A 22,463-nucleotide genomic window follows, 5' to 3' on the forward strand; every position below is an offset into this window, starting at 1 on the left:
CCACCGAGAAAGGCACCACGTCATGTGGCGAACCAGCGGAATGCGGATCGTGCAGGCCGTGCCCTTGTTGCTGTTCGTCTCCGCGCTCACCTTCTTCCTCCAGCTGTTCATTCCGGGCGACGCCGCCCGGTCCATCGGAGGGCTGAACGCCTCGCCCGAGGCGGTCGCCGCGCTGCGGCACCGCCTCCACCTCGACCAGCCGGTCTGGGTGCGCTACTGGGAGTGGCTGAAGGACGCGGTGCACGGCGACCTCGGACAGTCGATCAGCAGCAGCGAATCGGTCTCGGGCTCGCTCAACACCCGGCTGGGGGTGACGCTTTCCCTGGTGATCGCGACCACCCTGCTGGCACTCGTCGTCGGAGTGGTGCTGGGCATGGCCGGCGCTCGCGGTGGGCGCGTCACGCGGGTCACCGCGGACGTCGCGTCCATCGCGGGCATGACCATCCCCGCCTTCTGGGTGGGTCTGCTGGGCATCTGGGTCTTCAACACCCGGTTCGACCTGCTGCCGGCGAACGGATACGTGTTCTTCGGGACGTCCGCCGGCGGCTGGCTGCGCTCGCTGGTGCTGCCGGTGACCGCCCTGGCCTTCGCACTGGTCACCGTGATCGCCAAGCAGACGCGCGAGCAGTTCGCCGACGTCCTGAACCGGGACTTCGTGCGGAACCTGCGGGCCAACGGCGTCAGCGAGCGGTCGATCCTGTTCAAGCACGCGCTGCGGCACGTCTCCGTCACGGTCCTGACCGTGGCGGGCAACAACCTCATCGGACTGCTCGGCGCGGCCGTGGTCGTCGAGGAACTCTTCGGCCTGCCCGGTCTGGGCAGCGCGGCGGTCACCGCCGCGTCGAGCGGTGACATCCCGGTCATCCAGGGAGTGGCGGTGTACTTCACCCTCATCGTGATCGCACTGAACCTCCTGGTCGACCTCGCCGTCGGCTGGCTCAACCCCCAGGCGGTCGCCGCATGAGCGCGCAGGAGACATCCATGACGAAATCCGAGCACGTGCCGCTTCTGCGCCGGGTCCTGCGCCGGCCGCGCATCGCGGTTCCGGCCGTGATCCTGGTGCTGGAGCTGGTCGGGTCGTTCGGCGCCCGGTGGCTCGCGCCGTATCCCGCGCAGCAGGCGGACTTCGCCGCGGCGCTGAGCGGGCCGAGCACGCGGCACCTGCTCGGCACCGACCGGCTCGGCCGCGACGTGCTGTCGCGTCTGATGTACGGCGGCGCGGACACGTTCCGGGAGATCGGGATCGCCGTGGGGATCACTCTGGTGATCGCGGTTCCCCTCGGCCTGGTCGTCGGCCTGCGCCGGGGGCGCCTCGACGCGGTGCTGATGCGGACGGCCGACGTGGTGATGTCGATCCCCGGCATCATCCTGCTGCTGATCGCGCTGGCCCTCTTCTCGCAGAGCATGACCGCGGCCATGGTCGTGGTCGGTCTGCTGTCGGTGCCCGGCATGATGCGGGTCGTCCGGTCGGCGTCGCTGACGGTCGGCCGGGAGACCTATGTCGCCGCGGCGCGGGTGTCCGGGCTCGGCACCTGGCGGGTGGCCCGCCGGCACGTGCTGCCGCGGATCACCGGCCTGATCCTGGTGAACGCCGCGCTGGCGTGCGTGGGCACCCTGCTCATCGCGTCCGGCATCAACGCCATCGGCCTCGGCGTGAAGCCGCCCGCTCCGTCCTGGGGCGGCATGATGGCCGACGCCTCGCAGACCCTGAACGAGAGCGTCTGGCTCGCCATCCCGACCGGCGGTCTGATCGCCGTCACGGCCGCGTCGCTGATCGTCCTCGGCGACGGCCTGCGGGACATGCTCGCCGAGCGCTGGTCCGGCGTCCCGTCCGGGGCGCCGGCCCGGCGCCCCGAGCGGTCCGGCCCGGCGGTCGCCGCCGCGGCGGTACCGCAGTCGGACGACGCCGTGCTGCCGGCGGACCGGGATCCGGTCGTACGGCTCACCAGGGTGACCGTCGCCGCGGACACCGCCGCCGGTGCGGTCGATCTGATCCGCGACGTGAGTCTGACCGTGGGACAGGGCCGCACCGTGGGACTGGTCGGCGAATCCGGCTGCGGCAAGTCCATGACCGGGCTGGCACTGCTCGGCCTGCTGCCGAACGGCGCCCGTGTCTCCTCGGGCACGATCGAGATCGACGGCACCGACGTCGGCTCGTTCGACGCGGCCCGGTGGCGGGCCCTGCGCGGCGGCACCATCGCCTTCGTCTCGCAGGAGCCCATGGTCGGCCTCGACCCCCTGTTCACGATCGGCCACCTGCTGCGCGAGGCGGTGCGCGCCCACGAGAAGCTCTCCCGCAAGGAGGCCACGCTCCGGGCCCGTGAGCTGCTCGTCCAGGTACAGATCCCCGATCCGGACCGGGTCCTGAAGCTGCGCCCCTCGCAGATCTCGGGCGGCATGGCGCAGCGCGTCTGCATCGCCGTCGCACTGGCCGGGCGCCCGCGCATCCTCGTCGCCGACGAACCGACCACCGCGCTCGACGTCACCGTCCAGCGCGAGATCGTCCAGCTGCTGCGCACGATCCAGCGGGACACCGGCATGGCCCTGCTGATGATCAGCCACGACTGGGACGTCATCGCGGAGGCCTGCGACACCGCCCTGGTCATGTACGCGGGCCAGGTGGTGGAGGCCGGTCCGACGGAGCGCGTCATGAGCAGGCCGGTCCACCCGTACACCCGCAGGCTGCTCGCCGCGAACCCGAGGCTGGCGGCGGTGGGCGAGCCCATCCCCACCATCCCCGGCACCGTGCCGCCCCCGGGGCAGTGGCCCGTCGGCTGCCACTTCGCCGACCGCTGTCCCGACCGCGTCGACCGGTGCACGCAGGCGCCGATCGACCTCACACAGCCCGATGACGACGTCGTCGCCCGCTGCGTCCTGGCCGGCGAAGAGCTGGAGGTGTCCTCGTGACGACGACCGACGCGACCGGCGCGACCGGCGCGACCGACACCGTCGGCGCGACCGAACGGCCGCTGCTCGACATCCGCGACCTGTCCGTGTCGTACCACCGCCGCGGCAGGGGCACCGCGGCCATCCGGGACGTGTCCCTGGACATCCGGCCGGGCGAGACAGTCGCCCTGGTCGGGGAGTCCGGCTCCGGCAAGTCCACCCTGGGCCGTGCCGTGCTCGGTCTGACCCCCGCAACCCGGGGCACGATCCTCTTCGACGGCCACGACATCACCCGTGCCGCCGGGGCCCGGCGCAGGGAACTGAGCAAGAGCGTCCAGGCCGTCTTCCAGGACCCCAACGGCTCCCTCAACCCGGCCCTGACCGTGGGCCAGACGCTGGCCGAACCCCTGCTGGTGCACTCGCGCGGCGAACGGTCCGCGGTCCTGGAACGGGTCCGGGAGGCGCTGGCGCTGGTGGGGCTGCCGGGCGAGGCGGCCGACCGGTACCCGCGCCAGTTCTCCGGAGGCCAGCGGCAGCGGATCGCGATCGCCCGCGCCCTGGTGATGAAGCCGCGGCTCATCGTGTGCGACGAACCGGTCAGCGCGCTCGACCTGTCGGTCCAGGCGCAGGTCCTGAACCTCTTCACCACGCTCCAGCGGGAGACGGGCGTCAGCTACCTGTTCATCTCCCACGACCTCGCCGTGGTCCGGCATCTCGCCCGGCGGATCGTCGTCCTGTACCGCGGTGACGTCGTGGAGAAGGGCACGACCGAGGAGGTCTACGCCGACGCACAACATCCCTACACCCGACGGCTGTTGGCGGCGGCCGGGATCGAAGGGGCCCAAGCCCCTTCCGCCCGCTGACCCCTACCGTCCCCCCGACCTCGGCATGCGGAGGCACACATGCAGCAGTTCACCGACCAGCTCGGCGTGACCGGGCCCCCGGAACGGTCCGGTTTCAGCGCGGAACGGCTGGGCCGGATCGGCGAGTTCTTCGACCGGCAGACCGAACTCGGGGTCGTACCGGGCTGGTCGGCGCTCGTGGCCCGGCACGGAGAGCCCGTGTACGCGGCGGGCGGCGGACTCCGGGACCTCGAACTCGGGCTCCCGGTCGAACCCGGAACCCTCTGGCGGCTCTACTCCATGACGAAGCCGGTGACGTCCGTCGCCGTCATGATGCTGGTGGAACGGGGCCTGCTCGGACTCGACGACCCGGTCGGCGCGTACCTTCCCGAGTTCGCGGACATGACGGTGTACGACGGCGGATCCCCAGGGAGCGTGCGGGTCCGCCCGGCCGTCCACCCGGTGACCGTGGGCCACCTGCTCACGCACACCGCGGGGCTGACCCTCGGGCTGTCCCACATGGACCCGGTGGACGCGCTGTACCGGCAGGCGGGCCAGGACGTGCTCCCGCTGCCGGGCTCCACACTCCCGCAGATGTGCGCCGACGTGGGCGGGCTGCCCCTGCTGTTCGAACCCGGCACCGCGTGGAACTACTCCCTCGGCGTCGACATACTGGGCCGGATCATCGAGGTCGTCACCGGCGAGACCCTCGACCGGTTCATCGGGACGAACCTGCTCGCCCCGCTCAAGATGACCGACACGACGTTCTCGCTGGCGCCCGAGCGGGTGCCGGACCTGGCGGAGATCTACAGCCCGGACCCCGCTTCGGGCCGGCTCGTCGTGAACGAGGAACTGCGGCCCACGTTCCGCCGGCCCGCGGAGTTCCCGTCCGGCAGCGGTGTGCCCGGACTGGTGTCGACCCTGGCGGACTACCACCGGTTCGCCGCCATGCTCGTACGCGGCGGCGAACTGGACGGCGAACGGCTGCTCGGCCCCCGCACGCTCGCGTTCATGACGGCCAACCACCTGCCCGGCGGCGCCGATCTGAACGCGTTCGCGAAATACCCCGACGACGAACACCGCGGCTGCGGCTTCGGGCTGGGGTTCTACGTCGTCACGGATCCCGTGGCCGCGGGGTCGTACGGCAACAAGGGGGAGTTCGGCTGGTCCGGTGCGGCGAACTCGCACTTCTTCGTGGACCCGGTCGACGGCGTCACCGCCGTGTTCTGCACCCAGGTCGTCACCTGGGGCAGCCACCGCACGCCGATCCGCCGCCAGTTGCGGAACCTCGTGTACCAGGCCATGACCACCTGAACCGGCTCCGGCCGGCTCACGGGGTGACGATGGCGAAGTCCGGGTCGGGCATGCCGAGACGGCCGACGAGTTCGGTCAGCCGGCCGGGATCGCCGGTGATCCCGACGGTGTCGCGGGCCGCCAGGTCGGCCGGTCCGAGCGTGCCGAGCAGGAGAGCGCGCCGGTCTTCGTCAGATCCAGGGTGAGGGCGGCCAGTACGTCGGGTGAGGCGGTGAGGGTGGGGGTGCCGACGGATCCGTTGCGCAGTTCGTAGGCGCCCATGAGGTAGAAGTTGCGCCAGGTGCCGTTCTCGCTGCCGTAGCCGAGCTGTTCGAGGGCGTCGGCCTGGACCGTGCGGGCCTCCGCGTGGGCCGGGTCGGCGAACAGGACATGCCCGACCACTTGCGCCACCCAGCGGTAGTCGCCCTCGGCGGACGCGGCCAGTGCCACCCTCGCCCGGCACCCCCGCGGGCACGACCGGAATCACACCGTCCGGGTGAACGGACTCCCGCCCCCCTCGGGTCCGGCCGTCGGCCGGGTGTCGATGCGGTACCCGGTGCCGGGCACCGTGGCGATGATCCAGGGTTCGCCGAGCCGCTTGCGCAGGGCCGAGACCGTGATGCGTACGGCGTTGGTGAACGGGTCGGCGTTCGCGTCCCACGCGCGTTCCAGAAGGTCCTCGGCGCTGACGACACCGCCTTCGGCGGCCATGAGGACCTCCAGCACGGCGAACTGCTTCCTGGTCAGCGCGACATGGCGGCCGTCCCGGAAGACCTCCCTGCGGAACGGGTCGAGACGCACACCCGCGATCTCCCGTACCGGGGGTCTGCTGTGGGCGCGTCTGCGGTCGAGCGCCCGGAGCCTGAGCGCCAGCTCCTGGAGCTCGAAGGGTTTCGTGAGGTAGTCGTCGGCGCCGAGTTCGAACCCGGACGCCTTGTCGTCGAGACGGTCCGCCGCGGTGAGCATCAGGATCGGCATACCGCTGCCGGAGGCGACGATCCGTCTGGCGATCTCGTCACCGGAGGGTCCGGGGATGTCGCGGTCGAGGACGGCGATGTCGTAGCCGTTGACGTCCAGCAGCTCCAGAGCGGTGTCGCCGTCGCCCGCGATGTCGGCCGCGATCGCCTCCAGCCGCAGGCCGTCGCGGATGGCTTCGGCCAGGTAGGGCTCGTCCTCGACAATCAGCACACGCATGCCTTCGAGGCTACGAGCCGGTACCTGTCGTCGGCGTATCGAAAACCGCATACGCGCCGGCAACCCTCACCTGGTGAAGGTGAAGTACTCCTTGTCGGTGGTCTGCCAGACGCCGTCGTTTCGCCGTCAGCCTGGTCTTCCGGGCCGGGGTGAGGGTGAGAGTGGCGGAGAGGTTGCCGGCGGAGTTCACCGTGCCCGACTTCACCAGGGTGTTGGGCTTGTCGGAGCCGTACGGGTCGGCCCGGATCTCGACCTTGCGGTTCTCGTACGCCGAGCCCGGGTGTGCCGTGAACGTGACGGACCCGGCACCGGGATCCCCGTCAGTTCCCGGAGCCGTCGCAGAGGTCGAGGATCCTGATGAACGGCCTGCGGAGCACCACGGCCATCGGCTCCGTGTCGCCCTTGGCGTACCGGGCCAGACCGGCGCGCGCGACGCCCGTGTCCTCGCGCGGGTCCCGCCCCGCGAGGATCGCCTCCAGGGCGCGCCCGGTGGCCTCGGCGACCGGGAGGAGGCCGGTCCGGGCCCGGGAGAGGGCCGGGGTGGGCCCGTCGCGCACGCTGAAGAACTCGACCTCGGCGGCCAGGGCCAGGAGATGGGGCACCGCCTGGACGGCGTGGCCGATCCGGTCGCCCAGTTCGGCCACCTCCTCGCGGTGGCGGCGCCGCAGCGGATTGAACCGCATGGCTTCTTCCGCCTCCCGCGCCTCGGCCCCGTAGCGGCGCAGCCGGTCCGCCTCCGCATGCGCCGACGCCCGGTTCGCGGCCGCCGCCTCCGGTGACCCGATCGCTCGTGTGCTGCGTACGAGGCTCTCCGCCAGACCGGCCGCGCACTCCCGCGCCAGCGCCGCCGTCTCCCGGCGGGGGTCCCGCGGCCACAGCACCGGACCGAGGACGGCGGTGACGGCGCCCCCCAGCGCGTTCTCCCACAGCCGCGCGACGCCGTACGCGTCCGGCGAGGGATTGGCGAAGACCAGCAGCGAGGTCACCGCGACCTGCACGTTCAGCGTGGTCCCGGAACTGACGACGGTCCCGCAGAGCAGGGCGAGACCCATCACGACGGCGAGCACGAGCGTGGTCGGCCGGAAGAGGCTGACCACGGTGACGCCCAGGGCCACGCCGGCCATCACGCCGAGGATCCGCAGCAGCAGTGCCGTCAGGGAGGAGGCGGAGTCGCCGCGCAGGCAGAGCAGGGGAACGATGGCGGCGAACACGGGAGGCTGATCGGCGCCGGCCCACAGCGCCGCCTGCCAGCAGAGCACCGCGATCACCAGGATCCGGGCCGCCGTCGGCCCCTGCACCCGGAGCCTGCGGCGCACCTGCGACCACGGGGAGACGCCCGTCACCTGCCCACCATAGGCACACATCACGGTCCGCCGCCCTCCGGTGACGCCCCGTGACGGGTCGTTTCAGGGGGCCGCGGGGGCTGTCGTGATCGGCTCCAGGAGGCGTCGTGGTGTGTTGATCGCGTCGGAGACGGGGTCGCCGTCCGTGGCCCCCGGCCGGAATCCGGGGCCGGGTTCGGCGCGGATCTCCGGGACCGGGACGGCCGCACCGCAGTCCCGGCAGCGTCCCTCGGGGTCGAGGAGTCCGCCGTCCAGGTCGTGCCGGAGGAGGCGCTTCACCCCGTTCGGGGAGTAGAAGGCCTCGCCCCAGTTCATCAGGGCGTGCACGACCGGCCACAGCGCGACGCCCTTGTCCGTGAGCCGGTACTCGACACCGGCGGCCCCGTCGCTCTCGCGGCTGAGCACGCCCTCCTGCACCAGTGACTTCAGCCTGCTGGTCAGGACGGCTCGCGGGATCCCGAGCTGGGTGGCGAAGTCGCCGAACCTGCGGACTCCGTAGAAGGCGTCGCGGATGATCAGCAGCGTCCATCGCTCGCCCACGACCTCCAGCGTGCGCGCGAGGGGGCAGTTCCCGTCCGCATAGGTGTTGGGGAGGGTCATGCCCTCGACCTTACCAGTGGCGGTTCACTCACTGAACTGGCGATGCTACGGTGTTCGCCAGGGGTGGTTCGGTCACTGAACCGACCTCCGGCTTCGCCGATCCTGAGGAGAGTGCCGCATGTACCAGTTCCTCGTTTCCTTCACCGTCCGGCCGGACCGCCGCGACGACTTCGTCCGGGCGGCCCGCAGGACCGCTCGCGACTCGCTCGCCAACGAGCCCGGCTCCCACCGCTTCGAGGTCATCGCGGACGAGGGGAACCCGGACGTCTTCTACCTGAACGAGGTCTACGCGGACCTCGACGCGTTCAACGCGCACGCCACCGGCCCGTACTTCGCCGCGTTCTTCGCCGAGGCCGGCGCCTACGCCGAAGGCCCGACCTGGCTCATGCGGGGCAACCTCGTCGGCGACAGAGCGGCCGCCTGAGCCGGCCGGCACCCACGAAAGCCGAGGTCCAGCATGTCGTCCGTACTCATCACCGGCGCGTCCAGGGGTATCGGCCGCGCCATCGCCGCGGAACTGGCGGACCGGGGCCACCGGGTGATCGCCACCGCGCGCCGGCCCGAGACGCTGGCCGGCCTCCCCGTCGACCAGCGCCTGCGCCTCGACGTCACCGACCAGGAGAGCGTCGACCGGGCCGTCCGGGCCGCCGGCGACATCGACGTCCTGGTCAGCAATGCCGGGGACACCGTCCGAGCGCCCCTGGAGAGCGTCCCCCTCTCGGAGGTCGAGCGGCTCTTCCGGCTCAACACCCTGGGAGCGCTGCGGGTGGCACAGGCCGTGCTGCCCGCCATGCGCGAGCGGGGGGAGGGCCGGCTCCTCTTCGTGTCGAGCATCCAGGGGCGTCTGGTACTGCCCATGATCGGGCCCTACGGCGCCAGCAAATGGGCACTGGAGGCCCTCGCCGAGACGCTCGCCATCGAGACGGGGCACTTCGGTGTCAGGGTGAGCGTCGTCCAGCCCGGCGCGGTCTCCTCCGGCGGCGCCGAACGCGCCAGGGTGTTCGTACCGGACGGCGACCCCTATGCCCCGCTCTACCAGGCGCTGCCCGCGCTCCGCGGTGACGTCGTCACCCCGGAGGAGGTGGCCGCCACGGTGGCCGACACCGTCGAACACCCCGACCCCCCGCTGCGCGTGCCGGCCGGCGCACCCGCGGAGCGGGTCCTGCGGGCCCGCAAGGAGGCACCCGAGGACGAGCCCTTCCTGGCCACCGCCATCGACTGGTAGGCGTCACCCAGGCGTCACCCGGTGGGGTGAACCTCTCCCGATACGGCCGCAGTTGCCTGGGAAGCCGGGGATTTGGGTTGCTCTGTCCGGCCTAGACTCCGCGGACATGTCGCTGTGGCTGCTCAACCATTTCAGCACCTTCACGCTGGCCGTCGTCATCGTCGGCGGGACCGTCCTCCTGGCTGTCGCCGGCAGTGTGCTGCTGCGGCGCAGGTACCCGTCGCTGGCCGGCGGAGAGCACAACGACATGGTCGGTGTGACGCTGGGGATGTTCGGTGCCATCTACGGGATCATCCTCGCGTTCGTGATCGTCACCCTGTGGACGCAGCTGGAGGACACCCAGACCATCGTCGCCTCCGAGGCCACCGACGCGGCCCTCATCACCCGCGACGCCGCCGCGTTCCCGGCGGCGGTGCGGGCCCGCCTCGACTCCGCGATGAGCGGGTACGTGCACGCGGTCGTCGAGGACCAGTGGCCCCGGATGCGCGCCGGGCACCCCAGCTACGGGGCCACGGAGACCCATCTCCGGGCCGCCTTCCAGGCGTTGCAGACGTACGACCCGAAGACCGAGCAGGAGCAGGTCTTCTACGAGCAGAGCGTCAGCCACCTCGACGACGTGGCCTCGCAGCGGCGCGCCCGCATCACCATGGCGCGCCAGGAACTCCCCGTGCTGCTGCAGGTCCTGGCCATCGGCGGCGCCGTCGTCCTGGTCCCGCTCACGTTCCTCTACGGCATGCGCAAACTGCGGGTCCAGATCCTGTTCGTCGCCTCGGTCGCCGGGCTCGTCGGCTTCAGCCTGCTCCTGGTCTTCGTCCTGGACCGCCCCTTCGCCGGCGACCTCAGCGTCAGCCCCGCCCCGTACCGGGAAGGGGCTCTCGCCCAGTACTGGACCCGGTGATCGGGGCGGGTTCGGCGAACGGCGGGCCAGACGTCACCAGTTGAGGGCGTCGTCCATCGACTGCTGCCAGTACGTGACCTTGAGCGAGTCGTCGACGTAGACGCCCTTCGCGGGCAGCGAGGGGTGTGCGCCCGTGCCGACGCTCCCGTTGTCGGAGCGGCCCTCGAAGTAGACGGTCAGGGACTTCACGGTGCGGCCGTTCGTGCCGCTGCCGTCGGTGGCGGACAGGTTCACCGAGGCGTACCCGGACTCGCCCGGCGCGAGCGTGACGACCGCCTGCGGCTGCGAGTCCTCGATGACCGGGGGCACGGCCTGCGCCTCGCCGAAGCGGACGGCCGGGTAGTAGTAGAGGTAGCAGGTCCTGCTGCCGGTGTTGGTCACCGTGAGGAGCATGTGGTTCACGGGGCGGTTCAGCGGGGCCGCGACCGTCCTGGTGTTGGAGCCCTCGCAGGTGACCGGCTTGCCGGCCGGGGCGGGCGCCTTGGACGTGGTGGCGGAGGTGCCCGCGGCGGAGTTCGGCGTGCCGGTGGTGGCCGCGGCCGCCGGGGCGGCGGACTTCGCGGGGGACGTCGCGGGGGACTTCGCCTGGGAAGGGGAGTGCGCGGCCGGGGTGGTGGCCGGGGTGCCGGCCGCCGCGACGTCCTCGGCGTGGACGCCCGTGCCGTCGTTGCACGCGGTCAGGGACAAGGCGGCGAGCACGACGGCCGTGGCGGCACCGACGAGACGGGTGCGGGTGGTGCGGGAGGTGCGGGAGGTGCGGAGGTCGGACATGTGGCCGTGCCCCTTCGGTGTTCGGGTGGCGGTGGTGATTGGATGACCGAAGCCTGCGAGGCGATCTGTCCCAACCGCCAGGCATGGCGGGCAGTTGGGGACGCCGGAACGCGAAAATGCGCTCTGACCAGGGAGAACGTGGTGGCCCTGGAACGCGGGACTGGAATGCGAGGGGATGGGAGAACGGGTGCCAGGGGCGACAGGGGCCGACGCGACGGAGGCGTTCGCGCTGCTGCTGCGGGAGCTCAAGGACCGCTCGGGACTGAGCTACGGGGCGCTGGCCAAGCGGCTGCACATGAGCACGTCGACGCTGCACCGCTACTGCAACGGCACCGCGGTGCCCGTCGAGTACGCCCCGGTGGAGCGCCTCGCACGGGTCTGCCGGGCGACGCCGGAGGAGCTGGTGGCGCTGCACCGGCGCTGGATCCTGGCGGACGCGGCACGAGGGAGCCGGGGGGAGCAGGCCACGGCGCCTGACACCGCCCCCACGGCGGATCCCGGACCGCGGACGTCGCAGACGTCGCAGGCGCCGCACGGGCCTGGCGAGCGCGGGAACGAGAGCAAAAGTGAAGGCGAGCGCGAGGGCGAGGGCGGTGATCCGGTCGTCGTCGACCTGTCGCGCGGGCCGGTGGCGCCGCGTCGGCGCCGTACCGTACTGATCGCCTCCGTCGCGGTGGCCGCCGTGCTGGGGGCCGTCGTGCTCGCCGCGCGTCTGCCGCTCGGCGGCGGGAACGGCGGCGCGGGCGAGGCGCGGGCGGCCGGGGACTCCGCCACGATGACCGGCACGACCACCGGTACGGCAACCGGCACGGCGGACACCGGGAAGCCGTCCGCCGCTCCGTCCCCGACCGGGACGGGACACCGGCCGTCCGCGTCGGCCGCCACCACCCCCGCCGGATCCGGCGGTTCGGACGGCGGCGCCCAGGACGCCGACGGCACCACCTCCGGCGCCGCCGTCCCGCTCACCGTCAACACGCGTCCCTACGTCTACGACGACCCGTGCAGCCAGCACTTCCTCGTCGACAGCGAACCGGCCCAGGTCGGCCCGCCGGCGAACGAGCAGGACGCCCCGCGCTGGGCCGCGGCGTACGGGGCGGTCTCCTCGGGCGAACAGGAGGTCGCCCTCACCGTCCAGGGCACCGGCGCGGAGACCGTCGTCCTGGAGGCGCTGCACGTGCGCGTGCTCAGCAAGGGCGCGCCGCTCGCCTGGAACGACTACTCGATGGGCGTCGGCTGCGGTGGCGGCGTCGGGACCAAGTCGTTCGACATCGACCTCGACAACGGCAGCCCCACGGTCACCGCCAAGAACGGCCAGCGCGACTTCCCGTACAAGGTCAGCGAGTCCGACCCGGAGGTCTTCTACGTCTTCGCCCGCACCAAGGCCCACGACGTCCGCTGGGACCTCACCCTGGACTGGTCCAGCGGGAGCCGCCGGGGCACCGTCCACGTCGACAACGCGGGCACCGCGTTCCGCACCAGCGCCGACGTCGGCCGCCCGGGCTACGACTACCCGCTGGGCGGCAGCGAGTGGATCGAACGGGTGGACGGCTGACGGGAACCGGCGGGCGGCGGCGCACGGGGCGTGCGCAGCGGCGCGCGAGCATGGGTACGCGCCATCTCGGGGCGGAGATATGGGAACTCCGCTTCCGCTTGTGGTCGGTGTGCTGAGATCTTGGACATGCGCGAAAGGGAATCTGATGCCCTCCTCACGCTCCATGCTCGGCGCGCTGGAGACCACCTCGGGGGCGCTGGCGGTCATGGCTCGTCGGCACGCCCGCGGCGGTGTTCATGAACATCGTGCTGCTGTGTCCCACCCGCTACTGGGCCCTGTTCAAGCTCCGCGACAACGCCTGGCAGTCCCGCGGACTGACCGCCAGGACCGCGCTGCCGGACAGTCCGCGGGCGTCGTGAACGTACGCCCGCGGACTGGCCCGAGGCCGGGTCAGCGGGTGACCAGCACCGCGTCCAGGGTCACGGTGGACCTTCCGGACGTGCTGCCGGACAGGACGCGGAGCTGGACCTTGTGGGTGGTGATCGTGGTGCCGAGGGTGCGGGTGAAGACCACCTGGCGGTAGGCGGTCCTGGCGGCGTAGGTGTCGACCGTGCCGACCGTCTTCCCGTCCACCACGACCGCGAAGCGGCCGCCGTTGGACCTGCGGGTCGCGACGACGCGCAACTGGGTGCCGTCGGCGGTGAAGGACACGTAGGCGCCCTTGGTGGCGGAGGCACGTTCGGTGCCCGCCCAGGCGGAGGACGCCGACACCGACTTCCAGGTGCCCGTGTAGTGCAGTGCCGACGCGCGGTCGTCGACCGGGATGCCGGTGGTCGCCGCCTTGCTCCAGGCGCCGGTCTGGCCGGCGTCGTCGTGGGCGCGGACGTAGAAGCGGTAGGTGAGACCGGCACCCGGCTGCACGGGGCTGCCCGCCTTGCCGAAGACCGCGGAGCCGGCCGTGGTGGCCGTGCGCCAGGTGTGCAGGGGGCCGAGCTTCCAGGTGCCCGCGCTGTCCCGGGTGGCGACGCGCCAGCCGACGTCGTACGACGTCACGCCGGCCGTCTTCGCCGACCAGGTGACCGGTACGGCCGCGCTGGTCGCCGCGCTGCTCGCGACGGCCGGTGCGGTGACGGTGGCGGCGGGGGCCGTCCGGCGCAGGGTCACCTTGCCGGTGAGGTCGGCCGCCGACCGTCCGGTGACGGTGTCCTGCACGGTCAGCGTCCAGGTGTAGGCGCCCTCGGCGGCGGTGCCGCCGGTCTCGGTCTTCCCGTTCCACACCGGGGCGACCTTGCCGTCGGCGGCCGTACCGGTCAGCGAACGCACCTGCGTGCTGCCGGACTTGAGGGTGAGCGTCCAGCTCACCGGACGGTCGTACGCCCAGGTGGGGGCCCAGGTGTCGGCCGAGCCGTCGCCGTTGGGGCTGAAGCCGGCCGGGGCGGTGGCCGAGGCCGTGGTGGGAACGCCCGCCCAGGTCACGTGGGTGACGCCGGCGTCGTCCATCCAGGCCGCCCAGGGCGCGTCGCGGTCGACCGTCCAGCGTTCGGCGGCGGCGGTGTTCGCCCGGTCGGGGAGGGTGAAGAGAGCGTGGGCGGTGGTGTCCGTGCCGGTCAGGGACTGGGCGTTCAGGGTGACGTCGGCGCTGCCCGCCGCCTTGGTGAACGTGTAGAGGACGTCCGTGCCGAGGATCGGGGTGCGGACGGAGGCGTCCACGGTGGTGGTCGCCGAGCTGCCCGCGGTGAGGAGCAGGCCGGTGGTGGCGGCGGCTCCGCAGGTGGTCAGGAGGATGCGGGAGCCGCGCACCTGGAGGCCGCCGGGAACGCAGTTCACGGTGGCGGCGGTGGTGACCGTGCCGGTCGTCAGGTCGGTGCGGTGGATCGACCAGGTGGTCGTGGTGCCGTTGCGCTCCGAGGAGTACACGGCGCCGCCGTACAGGGCGGAGCCGGACGGCACCCGCTCGCTGTGCCCGTCCGCGAAGGTGTAGAGGCGCAGGGTGCCGTTGGCCATGGTGGTCCTGTCCGACAGCAGCGCGTGCGTGCCGTCGAAGTCCGCCACGGTCACCGACGAGCCGTCGTGGTCCAGCGGTGTGCCGACCTGAGCGCCGTTCTCGTAGACCTGCAACTGCCCCGCACCGGAGGCGTCCGTCTGGTCGACCAGGACCCGTCCGCCGGCCGCGGCCAGCGTCTGGTGCACCGGGCCGCCGGAGTACGCCAGTACCCGGGACGGTGTGCTCGCCGAGGCCCCGGACGGGCCGGCCGTCAGGTCCGAGCGGAGCAGGACGCCGTCCTCCCGGGACGAGTCGTCGGCCGTGTAGAGCGCGCCGTCGGACAGGGCCAGGGCGTCCAGCCGGGCGAGTCCGGCGGGGATGGCGGTGGCGTCGCCCGCGGCGGTGGAGACCCGGCCGTCGGTGAGGGTCTGGATCGCGGCGTCCACGTCGGGCCGGTACAGCGACGCCCGCATCCTGCCGTCGTCGCCGACATCGACGTATCTGAAGGTGCCGCCGAGGTCCTTGGCCGCCGTCGATCCGTCCCTGGACATCGCGAGCAGTTCGTTCGAGGCGTCCGAGTCGTTGCGCTGGTACCAGGCGAGGGTGTCGTCGCTGATCCAGCGTGCGTCGGCGACCGGCAGGGTGACGGTGGCCGGGCCGTCGCCGGGCGCCGCCCGCCGCCACTCGGTCAGGGTCGCGCCGTCGACGACGCCGACATGGGCGGGGGTGAACTCCAGGGCCTGCGGCAGCTCTTCGGTCGTGGGTTCGGCCACGGTGACCGTCGCGCCGGTGGCGAAGTCGACGTAGACGATCTCGTAGCCCCAGCCGGGCGCGGTCCGCCGCAGCACCAGGGCGCCGTCGGCGTCCGAGTCGAGGACCTCGTACTGCTCGTCGCCGGAGAGGAGGGTGCGGTCCGCGCCGCCGGGGGTGCGCAGCAGCAGACGCACCAGGTAGGCGGAGGTGTCGTCCTGGTAGCTCTGCTGGACGAGGATGCCGTCGCCGGCCTGCCCGCGGTAGCGCTCGCTCCCCGCGGCTCCCGAGCTGTCGTAGGCGACCGGGAGGACGTCCTCGTCGCCGGAGCCCAGGTGGCGCAGGGTGACGTGGTCGGGGAGAGCGTCGTTCGTGGAGGTGGCGACCGCGACCACGCCGTCCTGCACGGACACCGCGTGGACGGTCACCGTGTCGGCGGTGTCCGCGAGCCGGCCGAGGTCCTGGGGGGTGCCGCCGGAGACGGCGAGCCAGCCGTGCGCCGCCGTGTCGGCCGTGGTCGTCTGGCTCCAGACGACCGCCTGGCCGGAACCGGATATGTCGGCGGCGTGGGGCGCGGAGGTCGTCCGCGCGGCCAGCGTCGCCGACACCTCGGTCGTGGGCGCGGCGCCGGCCGGGAGGGAGGTCACGGCCTGGGTCACGGCGAGCGCCGTGAGGGCGGCTGTCGGAACGGTGAGGAACCGGCGTCTGTGCGAAGGCATGGCGGCCCGATCTCTGTTCGAACGTCGAGGCGGGGATTCTCACACGGCGTCCGACACCGCCCGGCGGCGGGACCTTGTTTCGCGGTGCCGCACCGGGACGGGCCGCATCCGCCCGCTCGCGTTTCGCGCACGTGTGGACACGGAGCGCGTCGGTGTCGCGAGCGGATTCGCCGCAGGGGTGATGTGACCTTACCTATTTGGTGTTATATGAGCCGTATGCACCAACTGCTCCGGCGGATGCGGTCCTGGTACGGGATCCGCAGCGTTGCCGGCCAGATGTTTCTTCTGCAGGTCGGAGTCGTCCTGGTTCTGGTGGCGACGGCGGTCGCCGTCCTCCTGCTGCAGTCGCGAGCCGACGCCGACCGGGAGGCCCGCAACCGCACCCTCGCCGTGGCCGCCGCCGTCGCCTCGGATCCCACCGTGCGGCAGGCGCTGACCGGCACGAATCCGACCGCCGTCCTCCAGCAGTTGGCCGAGGAGACCCGCAAACGCTCGCACGTGGACTTCGTCGTCGTGATGAGCCCCACGGGCATCCGCTACACCCATCCGAACCCCGCCCAGATCGGCCGCCGCTACATCGGCAGCATCGCGGCCGCGCAGCAGGGCGGCATCGTCACCGAGACGACGACCGGGACCCTGGGCCCCTCCGTCAGGACCGTCGTTCCCGTGACCACCCCCGAGGGCAAGGTCGTCGGGCTGGTCTCCGCGGGCATCACCGTCAGCCAGGTGAGCGCCGCGGCCGGCCGGCAGGCACCGCTCGTCCTGGCGGGCACCGGGCTCGCGATCGCGGCCGCCACCGGAGGCACGGCCCTCATCGGCAGGCGCCTGCGCCGTCAGACCCACGGCCTGGGGCCGGTGCAGATGACCCGCATGTACGAGCACCACGACGCCGTCCTGCACGCGGTGCGCGAAGGCGTGCTCATCGTCGATCCGCAGGGCTCTCTGCTCCTGGTCAACGACGAGGCGCGGCGCCTGCTGGGACTCGCCGCGGACGTGGACGGCCTGCCCGTCACGGAGCTGGGGATCACCCCCGGGGCCGGACGGCTCCTCGCGTCCGGGAGGGCGACCACGGACGAGGTGGTCGAGGTCGACGGCCGGCTGCTGGCCGTCAGCCAGCGCCCCATGGACCAGCCGCACGGACCCGGCGGCTGGGTCGCCACCCTGCGCGACACGACCGAACTCACCGCGCTGATGGGCCGGATCGAGGTGGTCCAGGAACGGCTCAAGCTGCTGTACGACGCCGGACTGCGCATCGGCACCACTCTCGACGTGCGGCACACCGCGGAGGAGCTGGCGGAGTTCGCCGTCCCCAGGTTCGCCGACTACGTCACCGTCGACCTGACCGACGACGTGCTGCGCGGCGAGGAGCCCGACGAGGTGAGCGCGGCGCCGCTGCGCCGGGTCACCCTGCACGGCATCCGGCCGGACGTGCCGCTCTACCCGCCCGGTGCGCTCATCCACTTCGACCCCACCACCCCGCAGGGCGAGGGCTTCGGTTCCGGGCGGATGGTGCTGGAGGCCGACATGACGGCCTTCTCCGGCTGGCAGGCCCAGGACCCCGAACGGGCACGGCAACTGGTGGCCCACGGCATCCACTCCATGATCGCCGCCCCGCTGCGGGCCCGCGGCGCGATCCTCGGCGTGGCGACCTTCTGGCGTTCCAAGGAGCCGACCTCCTTCACCCGGGAGGACCTGTCGCTCGCCGAGGAGCTGGTCGCCCGCGCGGCGATCAGCATCGACAACGCGCGCCGCTTCACGCGCGAGCGCACCATGGCGGTCACCCTGCAGCGCAGCCTGCTGCCGCACGCCCTGCCGGAGCAGAACGCCGTCGACGTGGCGCACCGCTACCTGCCGGCGGGGGCGGGGCCCGGCGGGGTCGGCGGCGACTGGTTCGACGTCATTCCGCTCCCCGGCGCGCGCGTCGCCATCGTGGTGGGCGACGTCGTGGGACACGGACTGCACGCCGCCGCCACCATGGGGCAGCTGCGCACCGCCGTGCACAACCTCTCGACACTCGACCTGCCCCCCGACGAACTTCTCTGGCACCTGGACGAGCTGGTCACCCGACTCGACCAGGACCGCGACGGCGACGCCGGCAGCCCGACGCTCACCGGCGCCACCTGCCTCTACGCGGTCTACGACCCGGTCTCACGGCTGTGCACCATGGCCCGGGCCGGTCACCTGGAACCCATCGTCGTGCCCCCGGACGGCCGCGCCCACCTGCCCGGGGTACCGGCCGGTCCGCCGCTGGGGCTGGGCGGGATGCCCTACGAGAAGGGCGAGGTGGAGCTGCCCGAGGGCAGCGGCATCGTGCTCTTCACCGACGGCCTGATCGAGGACCGGCGGCAGGACATCGACGAGGGCATCGAGCGCCTGCGCCGGGCCCTCGCGGTGCCGGGGCGCACGCCGGAGCAGATGTGCCGGGCGGCGATCGACGCCATGGTGCCCGGGGCGCCCCGCGACGACGTGGCCCTGATCGTCGCCCGCACCCGGGTGCTGGACGACAAGCACACCGCGTCCTGGACCGTGCCGTCCGACCCCTCGGCCGTCGCCGGGGTCCGGGCGGCGGCCACCGAGCTGCTGCGCGACTGGGGTCTGGAGGAGGAGGCGTTCACCCTGGAGCTCATCCTCAGCGAGCTGGTCACCAACGCCATCCGGCACGCGACGGGCCCCGTCGGGGTGCGCCTGATCCGTGACCGCAGCCTCATCTGCGAGGTCTCCGACGGCAGCAGCGTCTCGCCGCACCTGCGCCGGGCCACCACCATGGACGAGGGCGGCCGCGGGCTCTTCCTGGTGGCCCAGTTCGCCGACCGCTGGGGGACCCGCTACACCGCCGACGGAAAGGTCATCTGGACCGAGCAGCGGCTCTGCACGCAGCTGTAGCGGTTCTGCACACGGCACCCGGATGTTCGCGACCGGTGTTCGCGACCGGTGTTCTCGACCGATGTTCGCGACCGGGCGAGGGCGGGAAGCATGCCTGGCATGTCGAAAGGTGACGCGCGGTACGCAGGCAGGGGAGCGCGGCGATGAGCAAGCCCGAGCTGGAGTTCCAGCTGCCCGCCGGGCCGTGGCGGGCCCCGGCCGGCGCCGGTCCGGGCGTCGAGGAGTGCGTCCTGGCCGAGGACCCCGCACACGGATCCCGTACGGCGCTGGTCCGCTGGGCGCCGGGCACCGACACCTCGGCGGACGGCGTGACCCGCCACGACTTCTGGGAGGAGGTCTACCTGGTCGCGGGCGCCCTGCACGACCTGACGCTCGACCGGACCTTCACCGCCGGCATGTACGCCTGCCGCCCGCCCGGGATGCCGCACGGCCCCTGGACCTCCCCGGACGGCGTCACCATGCTGGTGATCACCTACCCGGGACCCGGCGGACGCTGACGGGCGCCGCCCGGAGCCCCGCCCCGCCCCGGCCGCCTCAGATCAGTTCGGGTTGCGGCGCCGCGCGGGTCGCCGCCGGTTCGGTCCGCGGGGCCCAGCGGGTGACGGTGCGCAGGTAGTGGAGGACCACCGAGGCCGGTGCCAGGACGAGGAGCGGTCCGGATGTCCAGGGATGCGTGGCGATCTCCAGCGGCAGCCAGCGGTAGGCCACCAGGAGCGCGGCGAAGACCGCCGTACCGTGGGCGACCAGCCGGACGCCCGACGGGTCCCAGCCGCGGTCGAGCGAGCGCAGGGCCGCCTCGACCGTGAGCGCGAAGACCACGCCGGCCAGGAGGTCCGCACCATAGTGGTAGCCGAAGCCCAGCGTCGCGGTGACCGTGGCGACCAGCCAGAACGTGCCCGCCCAGCGCAGCGCCCGGGGGCCTTTGCGGGAGTGCAGGAAGATCGCGGTGGCCCACGCCGTGTGCAGGCTGGGCATGCAGTTGCGCGGGGTGAACCCGTCGTACCGCACCGGGTGCGGGGCGGTGACCGGCGGCACCCTGCGCGGCCACAGGTCGGCCACCGGCCAGTGCCCGCCGTGCGGCGGGTGCTCCGGCCAGAGGCTGACCGACGCCCAGTGGTCGGCGCCGGTGCCGTAGGCGAAGACCGGGCCGACCACCGGGAAGATCATGTAGACGGCCGGTCCGAGCAGCCCGATCACCAGGAAGGTGCGCACCAGGTGGTGGCGCGGGAAGCGGCGCTCGGCCGCCACGTCGCGCAGCTGGTACAGCGCGACGGCGACCGCGGCCACGGCGAGCTGGCCGTAGACGACGTCGAGCACGTTGAAGCCGATCGGGCCGCCGGCCGTGACGATCCGGCCCACCAGCCAGGACGGGTTGCCCAGGGCGTGGTCGGCGGTGGCCACGTACGGGTCGAGCACCGCCGGGCGGGTCTTGGAGGTGATGAGCAGCCAGGCGTCGCCGGTCTTGCGGCCGGTCACCAGCAGCAGGCCGAGACCGACGCCCTTCAGCAGCAGGACGCGTTCGCGGCCGGTGCGGCGGGTCAGGGCGAGGACCGCGCAGCCGAGCATCACCCACAACGCGCCGTTGCCGAACGGCTGGCCGCGGGTCACCTCGACGCCGCACGCCCACCGGACCGCCGCGAAGGCGAGGTCGATGCCGAGCGCGGCGCCGAGCGCGGCGCACCGTTGCCGCCAGGTGAGCACCACCATCGTCAACGCCAGCCCGGCGTACAGCAGAAAGCCGGACTTGGGAGGGCAGATCACCTCCCGCGCCTGGTTGGTGATCGGCCCCGGCAGGCCGTAGTGACGTGCGGCGGCCTCCAGGGCGACGAGGAACGCGAAGGCCGTGGCGGCTGCCACGGCCCAGAGTCTCGGTGGTGTGTGTCTCAAGGTCCGGCCGATTTGCTAGAGGTTGCGGGACAGTTGGCGTGCTGTTTCGACGAAGGAAGACGGAAAGGCCGCGGCCCGGGTTCCAGCCTTGTGCCCGACGACGGTGCGGTCAATGGCGAGTTACCACGGGGTAAAGGGTTCGGCATCGTCCGTTCAACGTACTTGATCTGTGCATGACCCGTTCGATGGGATGCGCGAAGACCACGTCGAGATCTCCTCGGAGACCGAGACCCACTTCGTGCGACTCCGAACCACAGGGGGATTCATGCACATAGCCCGTACCGGGCGGGCCGTCGCGGCCGCCACGTCCGTCGCCGCCCTCGCGGCCACCGCGCTGACGGCCGCCGCGCCCACCGCCGTACCGCACACCCTCGCGGTACCGGCCGTCGTCGGGCACACCCTGGTGCACGGTGTGAGCAGCCCGCTCTCCAGCGAGCAGTGCCAGGCCAAGTGGCAGATCAACTGCTACAGCCCGCTCCAGTACCGCACCGCGTACGACCTGAACGCCCTCTACCGCAAGGGCGTCACGGGCAAGGGACGCACCATCGTCATCGTCGACTCGTACGGCTCCCCGACCGTGCAGCACGATCTCGACGTCTACAGCAAGCAGTTCGGGCTGCCCAGCACCAAGGTGAAGGTCGTCAAGTGGGGGCACGTCCCCGCCTTCGACCCGAAGAACTCCGACATGACCGGCTGGGCCGGCGAGACCACCCTCGACGTCGAGATGGCGCACGCGGTGGCGCCCGCCGCGAAGATCGTCGTGGTGGAGACGGCGGTCTCCGAGACCGAGGGCACCACCGGTCTGCCGGAGATGATGGACGCCGAGAAGTACATGATCGACCACGGTGTCGGCGACGTCATCAGCCAGAGCTTCGGCGCCACCGAGAACACCTTCCCGGGCTTCGCCAAGGGCGACTTCTCCAGCATCAAGAAGCTGCGGTACGCCTTCCAGGACGCCAGCAGCAAGCACGTCACCGTCCTCGCCGCCTCCGGTGACGGCGGCGCCACCGACCTCCAGGCGGACGGCAAGACGTACTACAAGAAGCGCGTCAACTCCTGGCCCTCCTCGGACCCGTTGGTCACCTCGATCGGCGGCACCCAGCTCCACCTCGACGACAAGGGCAACCGCGTCAAGCCGGACAGTGTCTACAACGACTACGGCTCCGGCGGCGGCGGCCAGTCCCACGTCTTCACCCGCCCGTCGTACCAGAACGGCGTGAAGAGCAAGGTCGGCACCCGCCGCGGCACCCCGGACATCTCGATGTCCGCCGCGGTCAACGGCGGCGCCTGGATCTACTCCAGCTTCGACCCGACCGCCACCGGCTGGGACGTCAGCGGCGGCACCAGCGAGGCCACCCCGCTCTTCGCGGGCATCGTCGCCCTCGCCGACCAGGCCGCCGGCCACCGCCTCGGCAACATCCAGAAGCGGCTGTACGACCTCTCCTCCTACCGCTCCAAGGGCACCGGCATCGTCGACGTCAACGACGGCACGAACAACAGCTACGAGGGCGTGACCGGCTACAAGGCCGTCAACGGCTACGACCTCGCCACCGGCGTCGGCACCGTGGACGCCCTGCGCTTCGTCCCGGCCCTCGTCAAGCAGAAGCCCTGACCCTCCCCGCACCACACGACAGACGGCCCGGGTCCCGCACCCGGGCCGTTCCCGTCCCGGCCGCGCCCGCTGCCTCCGTCGCCC

At 72.4% G+C, this 22,463-nt stretch carries 18 protein-coding genes and 2 pseudogenes; 12 read left to right on the forward strand and 8 right to left on the reverse strand.

Going from position 1 to position 22,463, the window contains the following annotated elements; genetic code table 11:
* The first annotated feature begins 22 nt into the window (after nt 1-22).
* From ACFWPQ_RS09405 to ACFWPQ_RS09420, 4 genes are read left to right on the forward strand one after another with little or no spacing between them, the layout of a single operon-like run.
* Nucleotides 23-964, forward strand: coding sequence for an ABC transporter permease (locus ACFWPQ_RS09405; protein ID WP_384031599.1), 942 nt, complete (start codon nt 23-25; stop codon nt 962-964).
* Between the two features lie 17 nt (nt 965-981).
* Nucleotides 982-2,907, forward strand: a complete 1,926-nt coding sequence (locus ACFWPQ_RS09410) for a dipeptide/oligopeptide/nickel ABC transporter permease/ATP-binding protein (RefSeq protein WP_384031601.1) — start codon at nt 982-984, stop codon at nt 2,905-2,907.
* Nucleotides 2,904-3,749 (forward strand): ATP-binding cassette domain-containing protein, encoded by an 846-nt coding sequence (locus ACFWPQ_RS09415; RefSeq protein WP_384031603.1) that lies wholly within the window; start codon nt 2,904-2,906, stop codon nt 3,747-3,749. The genes ACFWPQ_RS09410 and ACFWPQ_RS09415 overlap by 4 nt, the downstream gene beginning before the upstream one ends.
* Before the next feature lie 39 nt (nt 3,750-3,788).
* Nucleotides 3,789-5,042: a serine hydrolase domain-containing protein gene (locus tag ACFWPQ_RS09420; protein ID WP_384031605.1), complete on the forward strand. Its 1,254-nt coding sequence runs from the start codon at nt 3,789-3,791 to the stop codon at nt 5,040-5,042.
* Between the two features lie 16 nt (nt 5,043-5,058).
* Here the strand turns inward: ACFWPQ_RS09420 and ACFWPQ_RS09425 are convergent.
* The 5 genes and pseudogenes from ACFWPQ_RS09425 to ACFWPQ_RS09445 form a co-directional block, all read right to left on the reverse strand.
* A pseudogene (locus ACFWPQ_RS09425) lies at nt 5,059-5,450 on the reverse strand (alkyl sulfatase dimerization domain-containing protein); the annotation flags it as partial.
* Between the two features lie 54 nt (nt 5,451-5,504).
* Complete coding sequence (locus ACFWPQ_RS09430; RefSeq protein WP_384031607.1) at nt 5,505-6,215, reverse strand: response regulator transcription factor; 711 nt, start codon at nt 6,213-6,215, stop codon at nt 5,505-5,507.
* Nucleotides 6,216-6,333: 118 nt separating this feature from the next.
* Nucleotides 6,334-6,513, reverse strand: a pseudogene (locus tag ACFWPQ_RS09435) (hypothetical protein); the annotation flags it as partial.
* A 22-nt stretch (nt 6,514-6,535) separates the two neighbouring features.
* Nucleotides 6,536-7,558: an aromatic acid exporter family protein gene (locus tag ACFWPQ_RS09440; protein WP_384031609.1), complete on the reverse strand. Its 1,023-nt coding sequence runs from the start codon at nt 7,556-7,558 to the stop codon at nt 6,536-6,538.
* 63 nt (nt 7,559-7,621) lie between these two features.
* Nucleotides 7,622-8,158 carry a winged helix-turn-helix transcriptional regulator gene (locus tag ACFWPQ_RS09445; RefSeq protein ID WP_384031611.1) on the reverse strand — a complete coding sequence of 179 codons (537 nt, stop codon included), beginning with the start codon at nt 8,156-8,158 and terminating at the stop codon, nt 7,622-7,624.
* Between the two features lie 118 nt (nt 8,159-8,276).
* Between ACFWPQ_RS09445 and ACFWPQ_RS09450 the strand changes: the two genes are divergently transcribed.
* The 3 genes from ACFWPQ_RS09450 to ACFWPQ_RS09460 all read left to right on the forward strand — a co-directional run bounded on the left by ACFWPQ_RS09450 (nt 8,277) and on the right by ACFWPQ_RS09460 (nt 10,281).
* The gene (locus ACFWPQ_RS09450; RefSeq protein WP_384031613.1) at nt 8,277-8,582 is read left to right on the forward strand and encodes a putative quinol monooxygenase; all 306 of its coding nucleotides are present in this window, start codon (nt 8,277-8,279) and stop codon (nt 8,580-8,582) included.
* Between the two features lie 33 nt (nt 8,583-8,615).
* Entirely contained in the window at nt 8,616-9,383 is a 768-nt protein-coding gene (locus tag ACFWPQ_RS09455) for an SDR family oxidoreductase (RefSeq protein WP_384031615.1), read from the forward strand.
* Between the two features lie 106 nt (nt 9,384-9,489).
* Nucleotides 9,490-10,281, forward strand: a complete 792-nt coding sequence (locus ACFWPQ_RS09460) for a DUF4239 domain-containing protein (protein WP_384031617.1) — start codon at nt 9,490-9,492, stop codon at nt 10,279-10,281.
* A gap of 33 nt (nt 10,282-10,314) precedes the next feature.
* Here ACFWPQ_RS09460 and ACFWPQ_RS09465 read toward each other — a convergent pair whose 3' ends face one another.
* Nucleotides 10,315-11,052 carry a DUF4232 domain-containing protein gene (locus ACFWPQ_RS09465; protein WP_384031619.1) on the reverse strand — a complete coding sequence of 246 codons (738 nt, stop codon included), beginning with the start codon at nt 11,050-11,052 and terminating at the stop codon, nt 10,315-10,317.
* Between the two features lie 187 nt (nt 11,053-11,239).
* On the opposite strand from ACFWPQ_RS09465, the gene ACFWPQ_RS09470 reads away from it, so the two are divergent.
* Nucleotides 11,240-12,604, forward strand: coding sequence for a helix-turn-helix domain-containing protein (locus ACFWPQ_RS09470; protein WP_384031621.1), 1,365 nt, complete (start codon nt 11,240-11,242; stop codon nt 12,602-12,604).
* Nucleotides 12,605-12,840: 236 nt separating this feature from the next.
* Nucleotides 12,841-12,963, forward strand: coding sequence for a hypothetical protein (locus ACFWPQ_RS09475; RefSeq protein WP_384031623.1), 123 nt, complete (start codon nt 12,841-12,843; stop codon nt 12,961-12,963).
* A 31-nt stretch (nt 12,964-12,994) separates the two neighbouring features.
* On the opposite strand, the gene ACFWPQ_RS09480 is transcribed toward ACFWPQ_RS09475, so the two are convergent.
* On the reverse strand, nt 12,995-15,997 hold the full coding sequence (locus ACFWPQ_RS09480; RefSeq protein ID WP_384031625.1) for a hypothetical protein: 3,003 nt from the start codon (nt 15,995-15,997) through the stop codon (nt 12,995-12,997).
* A gap of 216 nt (nt 15,998-16,213) precedes the next feature.
* Here ACFWPQ_RS09480 and ACFWPQ_RS09485 point away from each other — a divergent pair, with 216 nt between their 5' ends.
* Nucleotides 16,214-18,880 carry a SpoIIE family protein phosphatase gene (locus ACFWPQ_RS09485; protein ID WP_384031627.1) on the forward strand — a complete coding sequence of 889 codons (2,667 nt, stop codon included), beginning with the start codon at nt 16,214-16,216 and terminating at the stop codon, nt 18,878-18,880.
* Nucleotides 18,881-19,023: 143 nt separating this feature from the next.
* Nucleotides 19,024-19,377 carry a cupin domain-containing protein gene (locus ACFWPQ_RS09490; RefSeq protein WP_384031629.1) on the forward strand — a complete coding sequence of 118 codons (354 nt, stop codon included), beginning with the start codon at nt 19,024-19,026 and terminating at the stop codon, nt 19,375-19,377.
* A 37-nt stretch (nt 19,378-19,414) separates the two neighbouring features.
* Here ACFWPQ_RS09490 and ACFWPQ_RS09495 read toward each other — a convergent pair whose 3' ends face one another.
* A complete protein-coding gene (locus tag ACFWPQ_RS09495; RefSeq protein ID WP_384031631.1) occupies nt 19,415-20,737 on the reverse strand; it encodes a phosphatase PAP2 family protein in 1,323 nt (440 codons plus the stop codon).
* A 295-nt stretch (nt 20,738-21,032) separates the two neighbouring features.
* On the opposite strand from ACFWPQ_RS09495, the gene ACFWPQ_RS09500 reads away from it, so the two are divergent.
* Nucleotides 21,033-22,379 carry a S8 family serine peptidase gene (locus ACFWPQ_RS09500; protein WP_384031633.1) on the forward strand — a complete coding sequence of 449 codons (1,347 nt, stop codon included), beginning with the start codon at nt 21,033-21,035 and terminating at the stop codon, nt 22,377-22,379.
* The last annotated feature ends 84 nt before the right edge of the window (nt 22,380-22,463 follow it).

Source organism: Streptomyces sp. NPDC058464 (genome assembly GCF_042721035.1).
GTDB lineage: Bacteria > Actinomycetota > Actinomycetes > Streptomycetales > Streptomycetaceae > Streptomyces.